Origin of the sequence: Blautia sp. JLR.GB0024 (genome assembly GCF_037000545.1) — a bacterium.
Classification (GTDB): domain Bacteria; phylum Bacillota; class Clostridia; order Lachnospirales; family Lachnospiraceae; genus Blautia; species Blautia celeris.
Map to the genome: position 1 here is coordinate 271,360 of NZ_JBANBF010000003.1, position 20,777 is coordinate 292,136.

14 protein-coding genes are annotated in these 20,777 nt (G+C 43.3%); all 14 read right to left on the minus strand.

What is annotated here, in order from left to right; genetic code table 11:
* Positions 1 to 48 precede the first annotated feature (48 nt).
* Positions 49 to 5,196, minus strand: coding sequence for a DUF5695 domain-containing protein (locus V8Q34_RS09460; RefSeq protein ID WP_335835301.1), 5,148 nt, complete (start codon positions 5,194 to 5,196; stop codon positions 49 to 51).
* Positions 5,197 to 5,231: 35 nt separating this feature from the next.
* On the minus strand, positions 5,232 to 7,169 hold the full coding sequence (locus V8Q34_RS09465) for a glycoside hydrolase family 127 protein (protein ID WP_033141912.1): 1,938 nt from the start codon (positions 7,167 to 7,169) through the stop codon (positions 5,232 to 5,234).
* Positions 7,170 to 7,200: 31 nt separating this feature from the next.
* Positions 7,201 to 8,031, minus strand: coding sequence for a carbohydrate ABC transporter permease (locus V8Q34_RS09470; protein WP_033141911.1), 831 nt, complete (start codon positions 8,029 to 8,031; stop codon positions 7,201 to 7,203).
* A gap of 1 nt (position 8,032) precedes the next feature.
* Complete coding sequence (locus tag V8Q34_RS09475) at positions 8,033 to 8,938, minus strand: carbohydrate ABC transporter permease (protein ID WP_033141910.1); 906 nt, start codon at positions 8,936 to 8,938, stop codon at positions 8,033 to 8,035.
* Between the two features lie 73 nt (positions 8,939 to 9,011).
* Complete coding sequence (locus V8Q34_RS09480; RefSeq protein WP_335835302.1) at positions 9,012 to 10,283, minus strand: sugar ABC transporter substrate-binding protein; 1,272 nt, start codon at positions 10,281 to 10,283, stop codon at positions 9,012 to 9,014.
* Positions 10,284 to 10,557: 274 nt separating this feature from the next.
* Positions 10,558 to 11,631 (minus strand): alcohol dehydrogenase catalytic domain-containing protein, encoded by a 1,074-nt coding sequence (locus V8Q34_RS09485; RefSeq protein WP_335835303.1) that lies wholly within the window; start codon positions 11,629 to 11,631, stop codon positions 10,558 to 10,560.
* Positions 11,632 to 11,643: 12 nt separating this feature from the next.
* Positions 11,644 to 12,669 (minus strand): hypothetical protein, encoded by a 1,026-nt coding sequence (locus V8Q34_RS09490; RefSeq protein WP_335835304.1) that lies wholly within the window; start codon positions 12,667 to 12,669, stop codon positions 11,644 to 11,646.
* A gap of 9 nt (positions 12,670 to 12,678) precedes the next feature.
* Positions 12,679 to 13,485 carry a response regulator transcription factor gene (locus V8Q34_RS09495; protein WP_335835305.1) on the minus strand — a complete coding sequence of 269 codons (807 nt, stop codon included), beginning with the start codon at positions 13,483 to 13,485 and terminating at the stop codon, positions 12,679 to 12,681.
* A gap of 72 nt (positions 13,486 to 13,557) precedes the next feature.
* Positions 13,558 to 14,502: a family 43 glycosylhydrolase gene (locus V8Q34_RS09500; protein ID WP_335835306.1), complete on the minus strand. Its 945-nt coding sequence runs from the start codon at positions 14,500 to 14,502 to the stop codon at positions 13,558 to 13,560.
* Positions 14,503 to 14,542: 40 nt separating this feature from the next.
* Positions 14,543 to 15,553, minus strand: a complete 1,011-nt coding sequence (locus V8Q34_RS09505; RefSeq protein WP_335835307.1) for a family 43 glycosylhydrolase — start codon at positions 15,551 to 15,553, stop codon at positions 14,543 to 14,545.
* A complete protein-coding gene (locus tag V8Q34_RS09510; RefSeq protein ID WP_335835308.1) occupies positions 15,519 to 17,366 on the minus strand; it encodes a sensor histidine kinase in 1,848 nt (615 codons plus the stop codon). The genes V8Q34_RS09505 and V8Q34_RS09510 overlap by 35 nt, the downstream gene beginning before the upstream one ends.
* 54 nt (positions 17,367 to 17,420) lie before the next feature.
* Positions 17,421 to 18,263, minus strand: coding sequence for a carbohydrate ABC transporter permease (locus V8Q34_RS09515; RefSeq protein WP_335835309.1), 843 nt, complete (start codon positions 18,261 to 18,263; stop codon positions 17,421 to 17,423).
* A gap of 21 nt (positions 18,264 to 18,284) precedes the next feature.
* Positions 18,285 to 19,172 (minus strand): carbohydrate ABC transporter permease, encoded by an 888-nt coding sequence (locus V8Q34_RS09520; protein WP_335835310.1) that lies wholly within the window; start codon positions 19,170 to 19,172, stop codon positions 18,285 to 18,287.
* Between the two features lie 68 nt (positions 19,173 to 19,240).
* Entirely contained in the window at positions 19,241 to 20,608 is a 1,368-nt protein-coding gene (locus V8Q34_RS09525) for an ABC transporter substrate-binding protein (RefSeq protein ID WP_335835311.1), read from the minus strand.
* Between the last annotated feature and the right edge of the window lie 169 nt (positions 20,609 to 20,777).

Here is a 20,777-nt window from a genome sequence, read left to right on the forward strand (position 1 = left end):
TTCTGTATCCTTTCTCAGGGAGGGACCTGAAGCCCCTCCCTGCATTCTTTAAAATGACGTGATCAGTTCTGCCGCATATTTTTCGATCAGTGCGGCATCTGCCGTATTAACGGCCTGGTCTTTATTGACATCTGCTGCTTTTAAGTCTTCCTCTGCTATCTCTGTCAGTTCCGCACTTGCTCTCAGTACAGAGGCTGCATCACTGGTATTGATCTTGCCATCATGGTTCACATCACCCAACAGCCGCACCTTTGTCAGACTTTCCGTGAGCATAGCCGCAGCGTCATTGATCTCCTGCTGCAGTGCATCCCCATTATCAAGCACCTGCCTTGCGCTGTCCAGTGCTTCCTGCAGGCCTGCAAGGGAAGTATCTGTATAGCTGCCTGCGTTTTTCAGGATATCTTCTGCCATCTGGACAGCCGATTCCAGTGCTGCTTTGTTTCCGCGCACCTGCATGTTTCCGATAGCCTCTGCCACAGCCTCATAAGCCTGGGAGACCTGAGCCTTGGTACGGTCTTCATTTTCCAGCACTGCCGCTGCTGTGTCAATAGCTGTCTGAAGTGCTGTCTGTGAAGCTTCTGTATATTTGTCTGCCTCCTGCATCAGTTCCCTGGCAAGGTCCGTTATATTCTGAAGCCTTGAGGCATCCACCATGTCTTTCAGTTCTGTGAGGGCTGTGATCAGGGTCTCTGTGGCCCGGTTCACATCCTCCTGGGTGGATGTCTCATCAGACAGCACCCCATTTAAAAGCCTGAGTGCTTCTTTCAGTTTCTTTATCCCTGCCGGGCGGTAGACAGATACATCCTGGTCCAAAATAGCCTGTGCTTCTCTGGCAGCTACCTTCGCAGCAGCCGTATTCACACCATGCTCCAGTTTTCCCCACGCTTTTACAAGCGCTTCGTAGGACTGATCCACTTCCTCCTGGGAAGCGTCGGCTTTTTCCAGGACATCCGCTGCCGCTTTTCTTGCTTCGGAGAATGTTTTAAAGCTCTCTTTGGTGTAATCCTCCTCTGACAGATTCTCCATCCTGGTTACACAATTTCTCAGAATCTCAACATTTACCAGGGCATCCATGGCTGCTGCCAGTTTCTGGGCTGCCTGGTCCACTTCCTTTTGATCGGCACTGTCTGCACTGAGTACAGCCTCTGCCTCCCGGATCGCGTTGTTAAGATCAGCCAGACTCTTCTCTGTATACTTTTCTGTCTGGGCAGCCGTCTCTTTTGCAAGATTCACTGCTGTCTCCAGGTTTGTCTTATCGGCAGGTTCTGCGGACTGTTTTGTCTGAATGAGGATATCCTGCTCTTTATCCGCTGACAGCTCCAGTGTAAATACGGCTTCTGTGCCATCACTGGAAAAACTCTGTATCACTTTTTTATCTGCCACAACCTCATACTCTCCGGCCGGCAGCCTGCTGATGGTTATCTCAGGGGCATATTCCTTCTCTGTTACATTCTCAAGTGTGAGTGCAATACTGCTCAGATCATCTGCAATACCGGCTTTTGTATATCTTGTCTTATCAAGCTGTACAGCGAACTTGTCTTTGTTATACAGAGTCAGACGCGTGCGCACACCGTCTTTTGGAACAATGGAATATATTCCGTCCGCGTAATCCAGGTCACAGCCATATCCGTACAGTCCTACAATGTCATCATCCACAATATTGGCAGATGCTGTCTTCAAACCGCCCCAGAATCCCAGGGATGCCTCGCCTGACCATGCCCACCAGCCGTCAAGACTCGGGATATAATTGTATCCGTTAGTTCCTTTTTCACTCTGATACTGCCAGGACGCTGCACCATAGTTTACATCACTGTCACTGATCTGACCCGAGTTGATGTTGGCCCACCCTGCCAGATAAGCGCCATAGGTGCCCCTCATAATATCGTCAAATTCCTGATCCGATGTATCCGCATAGGTATACAGATAGTCCTGCTGCTGCCATGCCCCAAGCTGGGTCTCATATCCCAGATTCCACCAGGATTCCCCCATATGCCTGTTGTCGGATCCGTAATAATACCAGAGCGGCTGCATGCCGCGGCATGCCAGAGAGGCAAGTGTGACTTTGTCTGTCAGCGCCCCATTGCCGTACATCTTCGCAAGCGTATAGCATGCCTCGAATCCTGTGGTGTCAATGCTCATCTCCGAAGCAAAGGGATATGCCTCAGCAAATAAGATATCTGCTTTTTCCTCCACTTTGCCGGCCAGCCACGCCTGCTCCTCACTATGTCCGTTCTGTTCCAGGGCATTCAGTATGTTAGGCAGGTTCATCTCTCCCATATTTCCGAAAATATAGGCGCCTCTTCCTCCGTTTTCGTAATTATGTCCGTCAAACATTCCATATGTAAAGTATGCCTTCAGTGTGTTATAGCATCTCAGCAGATAATCATCTGCACTGAGATAATGAGTCATATCAGGGTAGCGCTGTGCGATCTGGTACATATTGTAATAGGTATTGGCCACATGCACATAATTATAGGATCTCCAGGTGCCCTGGTCCTTTGGCGTGCCATCCTTGCCGTCATACCAGCGGTAGACCTTATAGGTATCATGCTGCTGCATATATCCCCAGATAAAGTTTTCCATATAATACTCCAGGGAATCGATCTGGTCCTGCTGGGGGGCAGTGATATTCTTTTCAGAAAGATAGACTGCCGGGGATAATCCAAGGTCATCAGAACCCCCTGCCATCCATTCTTTCCATCCTCCTCCCGGATAATCATCCCAGGATATCTGTTTTCCGGTGGACATATCCCACTGCAGGTATGCTCCGTTGTACCCTTTTTCCGTCTTTGCCTGCTGCTTGTCCACAAGAAAATCCGTGTTGCTCTGGATCAAAGTCTCTATGGGTTCCGTAGCATAATACTGCAGCACACTTTTCTTATCTTCCCCATAATTTACTGTCACATAGTTCTCTCCCAGGTCAGAGAAAGCGATCTCATAGATCTCATAGCCATTTCTGTCTTCCTTTTTTGTTATCTCTGTGCTGTCTGAATCAGCAGTCACACTGTTGATCTGTTCCTTGCATCTCACTGCCAGCGTTGCCTTCATATCCTGGGGGATCACCATTCCCGGAAGGGAAACCGCATCCACGATCCCGGCTTCATAGAGGATGTCCCGGAGGTCCGAATAATCTGATGCCCAGTAAAATGTAAATCCATACGTCTGTTCCGCTTCCGGCTCAAGGCTCAGGGATGTTACCGGCAGATAGCCTCCCGGACGGTCTTTGGATATCTCTTTGGAATGGATATAATACTCAACCAGACCTTCCCAGCTCGGATCCTTTTCCGCAAACGGCCCTTCCTTAAATCTGGCCTTATCTTTAAACTCCAGCGAAGTCCCGTCATCAGGCACCATAACTAAAAAGGAACCATCCCCGTTTGGCCGCTGCCAGTAAATGTAAGAACCGTCCTCTGCCACATAAGAATGACGGGCCACATTCTGTTCATAGATTCCCTCCTGGCTGGTATTCCACCAGGAATTCATAAGAAGAGGCAGGCCCAGATCCGCAATCTCAATCGTTTCATCTGCTGTATTCTGTATATTGATGGACCAGTTGAGCTGGTTCCCCTCCTCATTTAACCGGTAAGTCTCACGCAGCGCAAAATCCTTGATGCCGTATTTCCCGGCAGATGGCGATTCATAGGAAACTGTGACCGCGTCATCTCTTCTGGACACCTTTCTGGTATCATCAGACCAAGAGGTAAGCGCCGGATAATAATCAGAATCACCTTTTTTTACAGTTAATTTCACATCGCCTGTCCAGCGGGAATCATCCACGTCAAACTCCGGCTTTATGGTGGGGTTCATCACATAATTGGTCCCGTACTCATCCCCCGGATTTGAAAGCTTAAAAATACCGCCGGTCTTCTCGTCAATATCTACGGTAAAGTAATCTGACTGCAGCTTCAGATTCACCTCTTCATTATACGCAAAATCCACTTCGTCAAAAACGATACTGGTCTCTCCCTGGGCATCCCAGTCATCCGCGATCAGTTCTGCTGTGTGGATACCCGTAAAATCACTCACCGGCATACCGCTGCCCGGTGCCAGCACATACATGTCCTCATCATTTACTTTATAGTAGGCATCTATGGTCTGTGCCTGGCTGTCATAGTCAATACGGAACCAGCCCTGTGACTCTTCATAGGGGATGATCTTCTCCGTTGTCTCCCCCTGATTTACCACAGTAAAACGGAGTGTCCCGTCTCCCATGCGCATCATCTGGGCAAAATTCTCCTCAGATGAATCCAGAGATGTCCGCAGTATGGCCCCTCCTGTCTCATCTGATGAAAAACCGCTCCATTTGGCTTCTATGGAATAATCCTGGTCGCCTGCATTCCTCTTTACCGTACTGATTCCGTCCCCTGCATTTACAAGAGCCAGATGTCCGTCTTCATATCTAACATCACCGTCCTGCCCATACCAGTCATCTGTCAGAACAGGCCCGGTAAAATCTGTGTTTTCTGCTGTGCTATACTGGGCCTCCTTCACAAAAGTGCTGTTGAACTGTAAGAAATCAACAGATACAGGAGCTGAACCGCCCCATTTCTGTGCTCTGAGTTCAGCTACATGCTTTCCTCCGAAATTGGACATGGCCTCACCATTTCCCTCCAGGGGAATGTACTCATCCTCATCCCCTGTCCTGTACACAGCGATCACTGTCCCGTCATCACTGTTATATCCAATCTGGAACCAGCCTTCTGTGTCTGCGAAATCCGTTTTCGTGGTATAAGAGGTCTGCACCTTATCGTTGATCAAAAGCAGCTTCAGCTCCCCGTTGCTGAAACGCTGGATCTCCACCAGATTATTCTCTGTTCCATCGGAGACACGGAAGATGACTACGGAATTGTTTCCCTGGGTATCGGCAGAATAGCTGCTCCATTTAGTCTCAACGGTAAAATCGCCGTTTCCCACATTTCTTTTTATAGAAGACACAGGTCCGCCGTCGTTATTCAGGGTCAGTGCCCCCTCCGTATACTCCACGTTTCCTGCCATATCAAACCAGGCAGGATCAAGATCCCCTGTAAAATCATCCTGGATCACAGCCTCTGTTGTCTTCACGATTCCATTCTCCTCACCGGCTGCGGCCCCCTCCTCTTCAGCGGCTCTTACCTTGATGGTTCCTGCCGGCAGACAGGTGGCAGCCATTGCTGTACTCAGCACCAAAGAACATAACTTCCATCCTCTTTTCTTCATATAGTCTTTAACCTTTTCCTTTCCCGTTCATTCTTTCACCCTGAGATCAGTTCCTTCACCCACACAGCCATCTCTCCCATACCTCTGTTGTTCCAATAGGCGTAGGGGATCGCTTTCAATGTTACATCTGATAACTTCACCGGATGTTCTCCATACAGCACTTTTTCATCCCAGGCACTTTCTTCCATCCTTTTACCCTGCAGCACCAGCTCCGTGATACCCCCGAACAGCTCAGACGGTACCTCCTGTATTTCCTTCTCTGTATCCACATACAGCTCTGCCAGATTTTTCCCGTTGTCAATTTCCTCCAGACAATATACAAGGGGGCCTTTTACCACTGCCGTTTTGCCGCAGTCAGCACGTACCTTGGGATTGGCACGGACAAATTTTGCCGGCGCTTCAAAAGAAATACTGATATCTGCATCTTGCGCAAGTGCAAGATATGCATATCCTTTTTCTTCTTTATATTCCAGAAGCTGTCCTTTTGCGGTCATTTGGTACATTCCGGCGTATTCCGGAATCCTTACTGCCAGTGTCATTCCTCCGTCCGGCACATGGCTGACTTTTATCCTCACCAGATTCTCAAAAGGAAATTTCGTCTCCAGGGAAACCTTGACTTCCCCTGTCTCCATTTCTATGCATACCTCATTTGAAATAAAGAGATGGACATACAGAGCGGTCTCACCAACAGAATATATGTACTGCCCCATGGAAGCCAGGGTTCTGGCTATATTAGGTGGACAGCAGGCAACACCGAACCATTTCTGACGGGTGGGCTTTACATGTTCTTTTGAGGTGCGTTCCATACAATTATCAGGCCACACCTCCAGAGGATTTACATAGAAGAAGCTTTTTCCATCCAGAGCGATCCCCGCCAGAACCGTATTATACAGAGCCCGCTCCACAGTATCTATGTAGGAAGCGTCTTTTGTTATATTCGCCATCCTGATGCCGAACATAGCCAGTCCGATGGAGGCGCAGGACTCCGCATAGTTACAGTCATTGGGCAAATCATAATCCACTGTGAAACGCTCCAGAATTCCGGATGCGCCAATACCTCCCGTGATATACATCTGTCTCTGTACTATGTTATTCCAGAGTCTTTTACAGGCTGCCATCAGCTCCTCGTCCTGATATTCATATGCCAGGTCCGCCATAGCGCTGTACATATAGACTGCCCTTACAGCGTGCCCCTCTGCTGCTTCCTGCTCCCGTACCGGTCTGTCAGACTGGGAATACTCGGGACGGTAATCGGAAAGCTCCGGAAAGATATTTCCGCTGTCGCCTCTGCTGATTTCCTGAAGAAAATAGTTCTCTCCTGTTCCACGCGCATCAATAAAATACTTTGCCAGATCCAGATATTTCCGTTTTCCGGTCACCTGGAATAGTTTGATCAAACCGATTTCCACTTCCTGATGTCCCGGATACCCATGGATTTTCCCATCCTCACTGCCGAATGTATCACAGAGCAGATCCGCCAGTTTCTCCACCACGCCCAGGAATTTTTTCTTTCCAGTTCCCTGGTAATAGGCTGTGGCTGCCTCCATCATATGCCCTGCAGTATATAGTTCATGGCCTTCCCGCAGGTTCTTCCACCTTTTATCCGGCTCTTTTATAATAAAATAGGTATCCAGATACCCATCCTCCTGCTGTGCCTCCGCAATGAGATCTATGACCTCATCTGCGGTCTTCTCCAGCTCAGGATTTTTCTCTGCTGCCAGAGAGAATCCCACTGCCTCCAGCCATTTGGCTATATCGGTATCCTGGAATACCGCGCCGTAAAATTCTCCTTTTTTTCTTCCTGCCGCAACAGCGAAATTCTCCAGGCAGTGGGACGGCTCCGCATCCGGGATACGGTCATTCATGGCATCCCACTGGTAGGGGATGATTGCTTCTCCCACCAGCTTCACGTGCTTTGTCCAAAAAGGATCCTGTATTTTTATTTTTTGAAGATCAATAGGTTGTAATCTCATTTTATTCCTCCTGATTTGCCTTATATCCGGCCTATGCCTTGACTGCACCGTTGGTCAGACCGCTGACAATATATTTCTGCATGAAAATGAAGATAAGAACCACCGGCAGGATCGCGATAATACCAAAGGCCATGGTGGCGTTCCACAATGTCTGATACTGCTGCACATAGTTGTAAATGCTGGAGGTAATGGGCCTTCTCATAGGGTCTGTCATAAAAGTGATTCCATAGATCAGATCGCCCCATGCATATACAAAAGAGAATACGGCAGCTACAATAACGCCCGGTTTTGCTATGGGGAGCATGATCTTCGTAAAGGATGTGATGCTGTTGCAGCCGTCGATTTTTGCCGCCTCATCCAGTTCCTTCGGTATGGAGAGGAAATAGGTCCTCAGGATAATAATACTGAACGGGATTCCAAGGGTAGCGTCTGCCAGGATGGGAGCCAGATAAGAATTCAGCAGGCCCATCTTGGAGAACATAATATACAGGGATGTCAGGATCAGGGTTGACGGAAGCATCTGTGTCATAAGGAAATATAAGATCAGGACTTTTCTGCCGCTGAATTTAAACCTGGCCAGCCCGTATGCGGCGGGAATGGACAAGATAGTGGAGATCACTGTGGCGCCCGCTGCAATGATCATACTGTTTTTAAAGCCCCTCAAAGTATCACTGGATGCAGAGAGCTGATCCGCGAATGCGTCCAGAGTCAGATTCTTCGGCCAGAGAGGCGTGGGAATCTGAAAAATCTCTACCTGTGTTTTCAGCGCTGTGACCACCATCCAGTATAACGGGAAAATGAAGATCACAAATACTATGGCTCCGATGATAAAAAATTTCAGGTTTCCTTTCTCGTTCTTCATCTCACATCACCTCGTCTTCATCATTGATCAGTTTAATATAGAAAATACCAACCACGAACAGTATCAGGAACAGAATATTGGCTGCCGCCGCGCCCTTACTGAACTGGAACTGGTCAAAGGACAGCTTGTAAGCATAAGTTGAAACCAGCTCTGTGGCATTGACCGGCCCGCCCTTTGTCATGACCCATACCAGGTCGAACACTTTGAATGTATATACAAACCCCAGCGTCAGCACAGACATGATAGCCGGCTTTATCATGGGGATCGTGATCTGGAACAGTGTCTGGAATTTATTTGCCCCGTCCAGACGTGAGCTTTCATAGATCTCCTCCGGAATGGTGGTGAGTCCTGTGATCAGAAGCATCATGTTAAAGGGGATACCAATCCAGATATTTGCCACTACAATGGCTATCATAGCCAGTTTGGGGTCCAGCAGCCATTCCAGCGGTGCGTTGATCAGATGCAGGGACATGAAAAGCTGGTTGATGATACCGCCTTTGCTGGCAAACATGAATTTGAACAGCAGACCCGCAACCGTGACCGGAAGCAGCCAGGAGATCATGGTCACACCTCGGAAGAAGGAGCTTCCCTTGAATTTTTTGCTGAACAGAAGCGCAAGGCCGAATCCGATAAAAAACTGGAAGAAAATTGATGCCACCGTAAAGATCAGTGTATTTTTAATAGCTGTGGTCAGTATCGCCTCACCGCCTGAAAACAGTTCCTTATAGTTCTCAAATCCTACAAACGCCTGCTTGGATGCATCTGCAAAGGAATATACATCCACATTCTTGAAACTGAGGATAAAGTTCTGTATCATGGGGTATCCCACAAATATCAGCATGTAGATGGCGGCTGGAAGTGCAAACAAAAAACCAACCTTTGGTCCGAGAGTTTTCCCTTTTTTCATTATCTTTCATCCTTTCCTATGAGCAGTTATGGGGTTAAAAAGGGACAGGAGGGTCCTGTCCCTTTCCGGCTGTTTATTTTTCTGATGCCTTCACCTTATCCACGGCTGCCTGTGTATCTTCTGCTGCTTTTTCAGGAGTCTTTGCTGAGGTCATAACCTCCTGGAATCCTGTCTGCAGTGCATCGGAATATTCCGGCCAGGAAGCACTTGGGCCTCTTGGGATGGATGTCTGAAGCTGTGTGATAAATTCTTTCTGGATCGGGTCATCTGTCCAGTAGGAGTCCTGAGCCGCCTCTGTTTTCGGCGGGAAGGAACCGTACTGTTTCATAGCGTCTACCATCACCTCTGTCTTGTCATAGTATTCCATGAATGCAGTGGCTCCGCCCATGTCATCCTGTTTTACAGCTCCCATATTCTCACCGCCCAGAATGGAGGTTGCCTGGTCAGAATCCGCGTCTTTTTTGGGGAGTACCGTCACACCGTAGTTCAGATCAGGAGCGTCCTTCTCGATTCCCGGGATCTGCCATGGTCCGTTCTGCTGCATAGCCAGGTTACCTGCCACGAAGTTGTTATTTACGTCTGACTGTGTCCAGTTCACGCAGTCCCTTGACCAGGAACCGTCAGCTACCATCTCCTGCATAAGATTGTAGGCATCCGTACCGCCTTTCACATTCTGGTAGTCCCCGCCTGCTGTGTATAACCACTGCAGACACTGGAAGGTTCCCTCATCTGTTCCTGTAGCAGCATTGCCGAAGCCAACCACACCGTCTTTCGTCAGCGCTTTTGCCATCTCATGGAAATCTTCCCATGTGGTGTTTTCATTGGGATACTCCATACCTGCCGCATCGAAGATATCCTTGTTGTAGAACAATGCCGTACAGTTGGTGGCAAAGGGAATACCGTAATGTTTTCCGTCCGCCATAGTGGATTCCATAGGGCCTTCCAGGTATTCATCCCATTTGATATCCGCATCTGATACATCCCCGAACAGGTCCATCTGAATGAAGGATGCCATGCTGCAGCCGTCCAGGATGACCAGGTCCGGGAGTTCCCCGGATGCCATGCCCAGTGTCAGCTGTTTTTCATAGTCTGCAAAGGGTACATACACATGGGATGCCTCGTATTCCTCCTGTGATTCATTGAAGCCGTCAATGATGTCCTGCATCATATTCTTCTGAGCATCCGTCTCGAAGTAATCCCAGATGACCACCTCTTCCTTTCCTCCGGCAGTCTTCTTGCTGCTGTCCGTTCCCGCGGAAGCTGTTCCTGCGTTTCCTCCGCATCCTGCCAACATTGTAGCTGCCATAGCCATACAGAGCATAGCGCTCACTACTTTTTTCCTCATTTTGTTTCCTCCCTTTCGTTCGTTTCTGGTGATTTATTTGATATCTAAAGTATAAGAGAATACCGACCTGTCTTATAGTCTAAAAAATTAAACAGGGTGGAAATTCTTCAACTGAATTTCCACCCTGTTTAATTTTACATTACCTCAATACCTTCCATTTTCTAAACACCTTTCTTAACAACCCGATGATACTCTGACAGATATTTATTTCAAAATATACAGTTGATACATTTAATTAAGTATATCAACTCTTATCTTTTTATTGACTATTTCTTTACAATGTGATAGCAACCTTAAAATCACCATATTTACCGGCAGCATACTCAAAAGCTTTCTCCCACTCTTCAATCGGAAATGTTCTGGAGACAATATCCTCTGTTTTAAGATTACCATTCCTTATATTCTCTATTACAAATGGGAAAGCATATGGTGACAGATGTGATCCTAAAATATCCAATTCTTTTCTGTCACCAATAACGGACCAATCCAGAGTAGTTTCTTTTCCAAATACTGAGAACTCAACAAAGCGCCCAAGTTTTCGGATTATTTTCATTCCTTGTACTACTGATGCGGGGGCTCCTGTTGCCTCTATATAAACATCGCATCCATACCCATCTGTGATTTCCATTATCTTAGCAACAATATCTTCCTTATTAGGGTTCAAAATAATATCTGCTCCGAATTCCTGGGCGCGTTTTAAACGTTCATCCATCAAATCCAATACAATCAACTTTGCCGGATTCTTCATTTTTGCGTATGTAACCATCCCTAATCCAAGTGTCCCTGCACCGGATATTACAAGTATATCATCACATTGAATATTACCACGGTCAACCGCATGTTTAGAACATCCATATGGTTCTACAAGAAGAGCTTCCTCTAATTTCATCGCCTTTGGTATACTATGTATAACAGCTGTATCAGGTAGACGGACATATTCCGCCATTCCACCATTATTTTCACTTTGGAAACCGAAAATATTATGTACTTCACACATCCAATATCTTCCGCTTTTACAAAAGCGGCATTCTCCGCAAGGTACAATCTGTTCCGGCACCACACGGTCTCCCAGTGCAAACTTTTTGACATTGCTTCCCATCTCAACAATTTCGCCCAAAAATTCATGTCCCGGAATAAAAGGAGTTTTTACCCAGGCCGGTTGCATTTCATCCCCCCAAAACATAGATGCCCCATGCATACATTTCAAGTCTCCTGCACAAATACCGCACCCTTCTGTTTTAATAATGATATCATTTTGTCCACACTGTGGAGTCGGATATTCCAGTTCTAATTTATAGTCATCTTTACCATATGCTACTAAAGCTTTCATTGTTTTTGGTATCCCCATTGTAAATCCCCCTTAATCATCAATCCTTTTAGATGTTGCAAAAGTAATCCCATTTCCGCCATTTGAACTTGTTGCCGTATAGAAATGATACAGCACACCCTCCTTACTGATAACCGATGGCTTACAGGCCATCACATCATCAAATTCACCTGATTTTCCTTGTGAAATCAACTGTTCCGGGCATTTATGAAAATGAAACAAATCTTCCCCTACGGCTACTCTGTCACAAGTTCCTCCCGCTCTGTCAATGCAATAATTAAAAAGATACCACCGTTCATCATCTTTCAAAACACAGGCATCGCCTATAACCCTTTCGTCAGCTGACCAGTCTCCTCCATTTTTCAAAATAGGATTTCCTTCATACCGCTTCCAGTTTTTAAGATCCTTTGAAAAAACAATACCTATTTGTTCTTTCCAGGTAAACACTTTTTGAAATGCTTGCGCTGTTGTCTCTGCCGATTCACTTTCCGTTTTATTTTTAGCATTGTAAAATAAATAATATGTTCCCTCTTCTTCTATCAGGCAAGCTTTATAAAGGCCACCCTGTTCCCACTCTTTCCCTTCTTCCGGGTACAGAAAAGGTGCTTCTATATCCCAATGTAATAAATCACTGCTTCTGCAAACTCCTATCACTCCTGGCCCTGCCTCATAACCTTTTTCCGGCATAGCAAAATAAACACCAATATACTTTCCATTAACTTTTTTTAATTCTCCTTTAGAATATAAATCATTTTCCCGTAGGATCCAAGTAAGCGCTATGCTATTTTCTAAATAAGGCATATCTAATATCCTATTGATTACTACCCCTTTCTTTCTCCAATGAATAAGATCATCAGAAAAAGCAAGACCTGTTTGATATCCAATACCGTCAAAACCAACATATGTCATACCGTATTTTCCTTCATACGCAAATACAAAAGGACAGTCAACTTCGCACTCCCAATCGTTATCCCGTTTACTAGCACTAAGCACTAATTTCCCATATTTATGCGGTGTCATTACCTTTGTTGAAAGTTCTGTAAATTTATCATTTTCCATTTCTTTTCCTCACATGTTTTTTATATTTTTGTGCTTCCTGAATTCGTTTGGTGTCATCCCTGTCTTTTGTTTAAAAAGCCTTATAAAATAACTGCAGTTGCTATATCCGACTAACTCTGAAATTTCTGTAACCTTAAGCTCTGGTCTGGTCAATAAATTTTTTGCTTTGTCTATTCTTAAGTCATTAAGATAATCATTAAACCCCTTCCCCGTCTTATCCTTAAATAAATCCGAAAAATATGCAGGAGAGAAGTATGAATCAGCGGAAACACTTTTTAATGATATATCCTGATTATAATTTTGATTCACATAATATACTGCTTTTTCTACTGGATCTATATATTGCTCTTCTTCATCTGCCGGTGCAGAAGTAAATTTCAACACTTTTTTCCGAATATCTGCTATTTGTGCCTTCTTGCTTTTCTCCTGCTTAATCTTTTCTAAAGCTCTTTTCAATACATTTCCCATATCCTCTTCTTGTACAGGCTTCAGAAGATAATCGAATGCGCAATCACGAAGCGCTTTCTGTGCATATTCAAAATTCTGATAAGCACTCAACATAATAATAATAGTATCCGGGGCGCGTTGTTTGATTTCTTTTAGCAAATCCAGCCCATTTGTGTTTGGCATTACAATATCTGTAATTATAATCTCTGGTTTATACTTCTTAAAAGATTCCAGGCATTCTGCACCATCAATCGCTTCATCGACAATCTTAACCGGCAGGTTAAGTCCCTGCAGGATATCTCTTATCAAATAACGAATCATTGGCTCATCATCTGCAATCAGAATACTGGTTTTTGCACTATTTCCCATTCACACCTCAACTCCAGTCATATCTTGTTCCGCATCTTTACTACAGACGCTTTCCTATAGAGGACCCAATTTTCACTTTTCAAACCCTAAATCTTTTCCGCTCTTTATCGCCAGGCCGACAAACTCGACACTTCTTGTTCCTGCATTATAATACATCATCCATCTATCATTCACTTCATCGTAGACCATACAGCCTTTATAAACAGCTTCACAATCCCATTCGCCTGAATATCCGGTTGAAAGTATTGGATTTTCCGGATGCCTCTGCCAATTTGTAATACCATCTTTCGAACGTGCCATGCAGGTCTTTGCCTTATGTACGTCTTCATAACCAATATATATCATATAATACCAACCTTCCTGTTTAAACACAGTACAGGCTCCTACTCGTTCTCGTTCGCAGAGCTGTGTATTATCTGCTTCAAAAATGGGATTTCCTGGATATTTGTTCCAATGGATTCCATCTTTACTTGTTGCATACCCGATGGCATAAGGCTCTATAAACTCTCCTGCTGAATACCACATCTTATAATCACCTGACATTTCATCCCATATGACATGAGGGCACATAATTGTATAGCCTTCCCAAGACCGATCAGCTTCCATAATTGTCTCCGGATGAATATTCCATTTAATTCCATCCTCGCTGACAGCATAGCATAGATAGGTTTTCCCTGAAGTACCCCCGATCAAATCCCCCAGTTTCTGCCCGTTAAACCACATATGAAACTTTCCTTCATGGTATAATACAATAGGGCGGTTTACTTCCTGCAGCCATTCCACAGACGGGTTTGGAGCTAAGCAGACCACAGGGCGTGTCCAATGTATACCATCCCTGCTTTCGGACATAGCGATGGCTCGTACTGTCCGCCAACCGAAATACATCCGGTATTTATTATCATGAATCATTACAACTGCATCAAAAGTTTCACCCAGCTCCATGGGAAGTACCGGATTACTCTCGTAACGTTCCCAACCGCCGTTTACCCCTGTCCTGGTTTTATCAATTTTAAACATGTTCCTTCCTCCTGGTTTACCTTCGTCCTTAATCCCATAGCTATATGCCCTGTTCATAACGAAATGGCATCTTATTCTCATTTGTCATTATACCGATATTGGTCATATTATGAAAACCTCCTGTGTAAAACAGCCTCCAGGTTCCATCGTCCTCGCATATTATCGAAGCACTGCCCGTATAATCACTATCCCACCAACTCTGTTTTCCCCCTGTTATGATTGGATTATTTGGATGCCTCTGCCAATTGATTCCGTCCTTAGAACGAGCATAACATAGGCGGGAATTTGTCAAATGTTCAAAACCACAATATATCATATGAAAGTATTCTCCTTCCCTGACAACGGAAGGCTTAGATACTGCAATCCGCTCCCACTGATTCCCCGGACTACTTTTCAGTACCGGTAAATCTGATATTCTCCTCCAGTTCAGTCCATCTTTACTTTCCGCGTAACCAATCAAATGGGGCAGCCGATAGGAACCGGCCGCATACCACATACGATATTTTTCTTCCTTTTGATCATATAAGACACTAGGGTTTGAAACGCAATATTCCTCCCACAATAACTCAGGTTTAAAAACAGGTTCCATTTCTCTGAGCCAGTTGATACCATCTTCACTGACTGCATGAGCAATCCGGCCTTCTCCCGGCTGGAAAGTATCACGTTCAATTGTACGTGCTGTATACCACATTTCAAACCTTCCATCTTTATAAATAATACAAGGCTCGGATACCTTTTCCTCCCAGGGAATATCTAACTGTGGCAGAAAATTAATTAATGGTCCTCTCCATAACTTTAAATCTGTACTCTGCATCAGTGATATACGATTCATTGTGCTCCATGTAAAATATAAATAATATATACCGTCTTTTTTTATTACACAGGGATCCTGACCATTCTCATAATTCTGATGCAGAATAGGATTATCCGTATGACGTTCCCACCCTTCATAACATCCCACTTTATATGGACTGTAATTTTCGGACGGCTCAGTAACCGATGCCAGTGGTGCCTGATCAATCCACATTCTTCGTTTTCTTTGTTTCTTCATTCTTATACCTCCGTAAATCGTAGTCGTAATTTTTTATAGGCACAACGATCTGAACAAGCATTCCTTCACCCTGATTACTAGAAATGACTAACTGTGCCTCATCTCCAAATCTATAGCGTAACCGTTTTATAATATTAGAAAGACCTATACCTGTCCCTTTAATAAATGAAGAATTATTATACTCTTCACCTTTTTGCAGCGTTTTATTAAGTTCACTCGTAATTTCGCTGTTACAGCCAACACCATTATCTTGAATTCGGATACGCAGTTCATCCCCTATTTTTTCTGCTTTAACCCAGATAATATTATCTGCCTCACTATCTCTATTTTCAAAACCATAATGAATAGAATTCTCTATTATAGGCTGAATCATATAACGGATTACACTACACTCTAAAGCTTCTTCCGATACATCATAATTTACTGTAATTGCAAATGATTTCCGGCTTTGTATCACAATCAGATACTGTTCTAAATTCTGTATTTCTTTTTTCAATGTTACCTTTTTTCCAGGTTCATCCAAGCTGTATCTCAGCATCAGAGAAAGTGCGTTAATGGTCTTAGACAACTCAGGTACTTTAGCCCGTAAGGCAGCCCCACGCAAACTTTCCAAAGAATTGAAAAGAAAATGTGAGTTAATTTGAGCCAATAAGGCTTTATGTTCAGCATCCAGCCATTCTTTCTCTTCTTTTAGATTCTGTTCATGCAGCGCTTCAATTTTTGCAATGAGATGGTTGTAACTATTCACTACTAATTTTATATCGCTGTTTACATTTTTAATTTCCGGGATAAAGCTTATGTCATTTGGATATCTCTGAATATGCTCAACAAACTTATTAATTGGAGCTGCAAGTCTATTTGACTTTCTGACTGCCAAGTATGTAAATAATAAAATTATTGTAATTGAAATCAGAGCCATACTTACAAAAGCGTCTCCTGCTGTCTGTAAAAAAAGAGGCAGATAATCTACTGTGACCAGTAAATTCCAGTTTAATGTATCAATACAATAACTCATGACCAGCTTATTTCTATTTATTTGCATGCTGGTTTTCCGGGCATTATAACTAATATTCTCAAATTCCTTGATTACATCCAATGATTTTCCAATATATTTACCCTGACGATCATAAACAATTTGGTTTTCAGCATTCACCAAATAAATTGCCTGCCCTTTGCCCAATTCAATAGAGGAAAGGGCTGTATTAATGGGTGTGCCTTTCAAAATTATATCCATACATACTGCCTTTTCACGCTTTTTTGTAACAAGATGCCCAATCTTATAGAATTCAATACTATTGATCATATCAGTATTATCATCTATTATTACTTCATAATGATTATCACTGTCGTCTTGTGATACTTCCCTGAACATCTTTTCTCTAATGGAAGCGCGCTCTGCCGTAGATATTGCTGAATAAAACATATCATGAAATAAAAAATAGGCATAAATGTTCTCTATATCATCATTATTGCGGTATACCGTGTTTAAAGAATCAATTAAATCCTTTGTTGCATAGACTGTAGCACTGCTCTGTTTTGGATTACTATAAAGGGGAGATTCAATCATATTACCAAATGCCTGATTTTGTGAAACCTCCAGCTTATGCAGCGTATTATCAATCTGTACGCCTGCCTGCTTAACAATTTCTTCCCCATATTTCATAATATGGTTATTAAGAAAATAATAAAAATTAACAACTGTAATCAGTATTATCAATATCATTGCCGTCAGAAATCCCATAAAAGCTAATAACAACTGCCGCTGAAATGAAGATGCCCTGCATACACTCAATCTACGCTTACAAAGTTTCATAGCCCAGGTCCCCTTTCAAAAAGAACACACCGTCATCTTTTTTTAATCCTTTAACTAACCTTTAACCGATCCGCTTGTCATTCCTTTTATAATCTGTTCCTGAAACAAAAGATATGCAATTAACGCAGGTATAACCAAGATTACCACACCGGCTGTAATTATACCATAGTCCGTAACATACTGCCCTTTAAGGTTATATACCGAATAGTTTAAAGTATTCAAGGTTGGCTTTGATATAATCGTCATGCTCAGAAGAAGGTCATTCCAGCAGTTAATGAACACTAATGTCGCAGCTGTAGCTAAAGCAGAGCGGCAAATAGGCAACACTACTTTTGCAAACACTTGCACTCTGTTACAGCCATCAATAACTGCAGCCTCTTCTATATCCTTTGGCATCTGCCGCATAAACGCCGCAATAATAAAAATGCAAAATGAGAGATTTGCCACCACAAATGCCAATACCAGACCAAACTGTGTATTCCCTATCCCTAATTTCTTATACAGGATATTTAAAGGGATAATTACTGTATGTAACGGCACCATAATTCCGAAAGAGAAATATCTGTAGAGATATTTACCATTTTTAGAACGTGCTATTATGTAAGAAACCATGGATGCAATAACTAATATAATTACAACAGCCGTAACTGTATAAAGAACGCTGTTGATCAGAGAATCACCTATGAACGCCCCATACCATGCCTGTTTATAGTTATCCAGCGATAATCTGTCCGGCCATGCTAATGGCTTGCCATATATTTCGGCAGTTGACTTAAATGACGATATAGCAACCCAGAAAAACGGAAACAAGGTAGACAGTGCAAAAATCAACAGTAAGATATGTTTTACCGTCAAACCGACTTTTTTCTTATAAAATGCGTTACGTTTAGTATGCATATTTTTCATCCTTTCCTGGTGCTAATTCTCCTCTTCATCAAAAACAAGATTTGAAATCTTAGTTAACAGCAAGGCTGATATTACTATGATTACGGCCACTGCACACCCTTTACCTAATTCTGAGCTAAAATATGCCAATTTATACATATGCACTGCCAAAAATGTCGACCGCACCCCCGGTCCTCCCCAGGTCATAATAAATGAATGCTCAAATGCCTTTAAGCAGCCTGTAAAGCAGAACATTACACTAACCTGTATTACCCCCTTTATCTGCGGCAGAATAATACAGGTGCAAAGTTTGAAATTATTTGCCCCATCTATAACCGCACTCTCCACTATCTCTTCTGAAAGAGACTGCATACCTGCCAATATAACTGACATGTGATAGCCAATATATTGCCACACCAATGTCAATGATACAGCAAACACAACGATCTTTGGATCCGACAACCAGTTTTTTGCAAGAGACTCAAGGCCAATGCCCCGTAATATAGCATTGAGAGAACCCACATCCGCATTAAGAATCAATGAAAACATTAACCCAATAACCGTTGCAGAAATAATCGTTGGCAAAAAGAAAATACCCCGGTAAAATCGAAACCCCCTTTTAGTTCTTAAAAGCACATATGCCAAAAATATTGCCGCTGGAATCTGAATCAGCATATGCAGGAAAATCAGGATTCCGGTATTTTTTATAATGATCCAGAAATCACTGCTGTGAAAAAGAAACAAAAAATTATTGAATCCTATATATTTAGGTTCGCCTGCCCCCGACCATTGTGTCAGACTGTAATAAACAACACCAATTAGAGGAACAATCATAAAGCAAGTATAAATTACAGTTGATGGCAAAGAAAACAGGATAGAAAACCTCACATCTGACATCTTTTTCTTTTTTCTTTGATTCAATTTCTCACCTTCCTGTTCTGAAGGCTGGGAGACGTATCAATGCCTGCTCCCAGCCTGCTCGACTAAGACTATTGACTTATATAATTGTTGTCCATTGACTCCTGTATCTTTTCCAAATACTGCTCTGCGGAAATCGCTCCTGAAAAGAATTCATCCATGGTGCTTTCAAAATCTGCCCACACAGTAGAATTAGGTATGGTAAACATATGCATTTGATTTCCTTTTGTCAGACCGTGTTCTTCGTTAAATTTCATAAGATCCGCTACAATTGGAAGTCCAACAGAATAATCAAAATTTTCTATCTTTTTGGTTGGTCCATGTCCAGCTTCCAGATAACGGGTTTGAAACATGTCATCACTGAAGTAAAAGTTATATGCATCTACAATCGCTGCCCTTTTTTCCTCACTCTCATTCCAGCTTGCCTTGCTGATAAACATAGAACCATGACCATTCTGATATAAAAGGTGTCCGGTCGTATCCCTGACATTTTCTCCGGTCATCTTTAATGGCATGATAATCTCTGTTCTCTCATAACATTCATCGCTCATAGCAGATAACTGCCAGCCATATACCGGAATAAGCGCCGCTTTGCCTTCATTATAAAGAGAGAAATTCGGCGCCCAGTCACCATTGGAAATCATGTCTGCCGGAAAACACCCCGCCTCTCTAAGTTTTTCAAAATACTTTAATGCCTGTAAATAGGTATCTGTTGAAATTTTACCTGTTTCGGGAATTTCTTCCATTTCCTCTTCTGCCCCTTCAAGCTGATAATACATATCATCAATCAGCCAGTGCCCTGGATTTCCCCCTTTTGACCCTGTGGCCACTGTGGCAATACCATGTTCTTTGAAAACTCCTGCCAATTCAACCAAATCATCATAGGTCTTCGGATACTCCAGATTATATTGTTCAAAGAGTTCTTTATTGGCCAGCCAGCCGCCAGCCCAATTCTCCATTGCGAATCCATACCGCTCTCCTTTTACTTCAAAAATAGATGTATCAACAAATTGGTCCCAAGAGAGTTTGCAATTAGGATGCGACAATAGTTCACTCATAGGTAGCAGCACATCCGCTTCAATCATGGAGCTTAAATCAGAAGCTCCATTCCAGTAATAGAAAATATCCGGTAGATTGCCAGCAGCTAAATCTATCTTTATCTTAGCTTTTATATCGTCTCCCTGAATTGCTTCATGTTCTAAGATATATTTGTCTGATACGGAAGCTGCATAATTTTCTATCGCCTCATAAACTCCTGCTTTTCCGGAATCACTTCTGGTATGCTGTGTAATCATCCGTACCGTTACTTTATCATCAGTATTCTTTACAGAATCGCTGTTTTTTGATAAACTATCATTACCGCTACACCCAAATATAGTCAATGATATAACTATAGCTGTTTGTATCACCAAGGACTTTTTAATGATTCTTTTTTTCAAATTCATTTCCTCCTACAATCACAATACATAATCAACGGGAACCAAGGTTTGCGCTGCGGCCGCTTTGAACATTTATTCTGTCTAATAATTTGTTTGTTATATTTATTATATAAGGCAATCCCAGGGTAATAAATAGTAAAAACCAGGAAAACATGCAAATATAATGCAC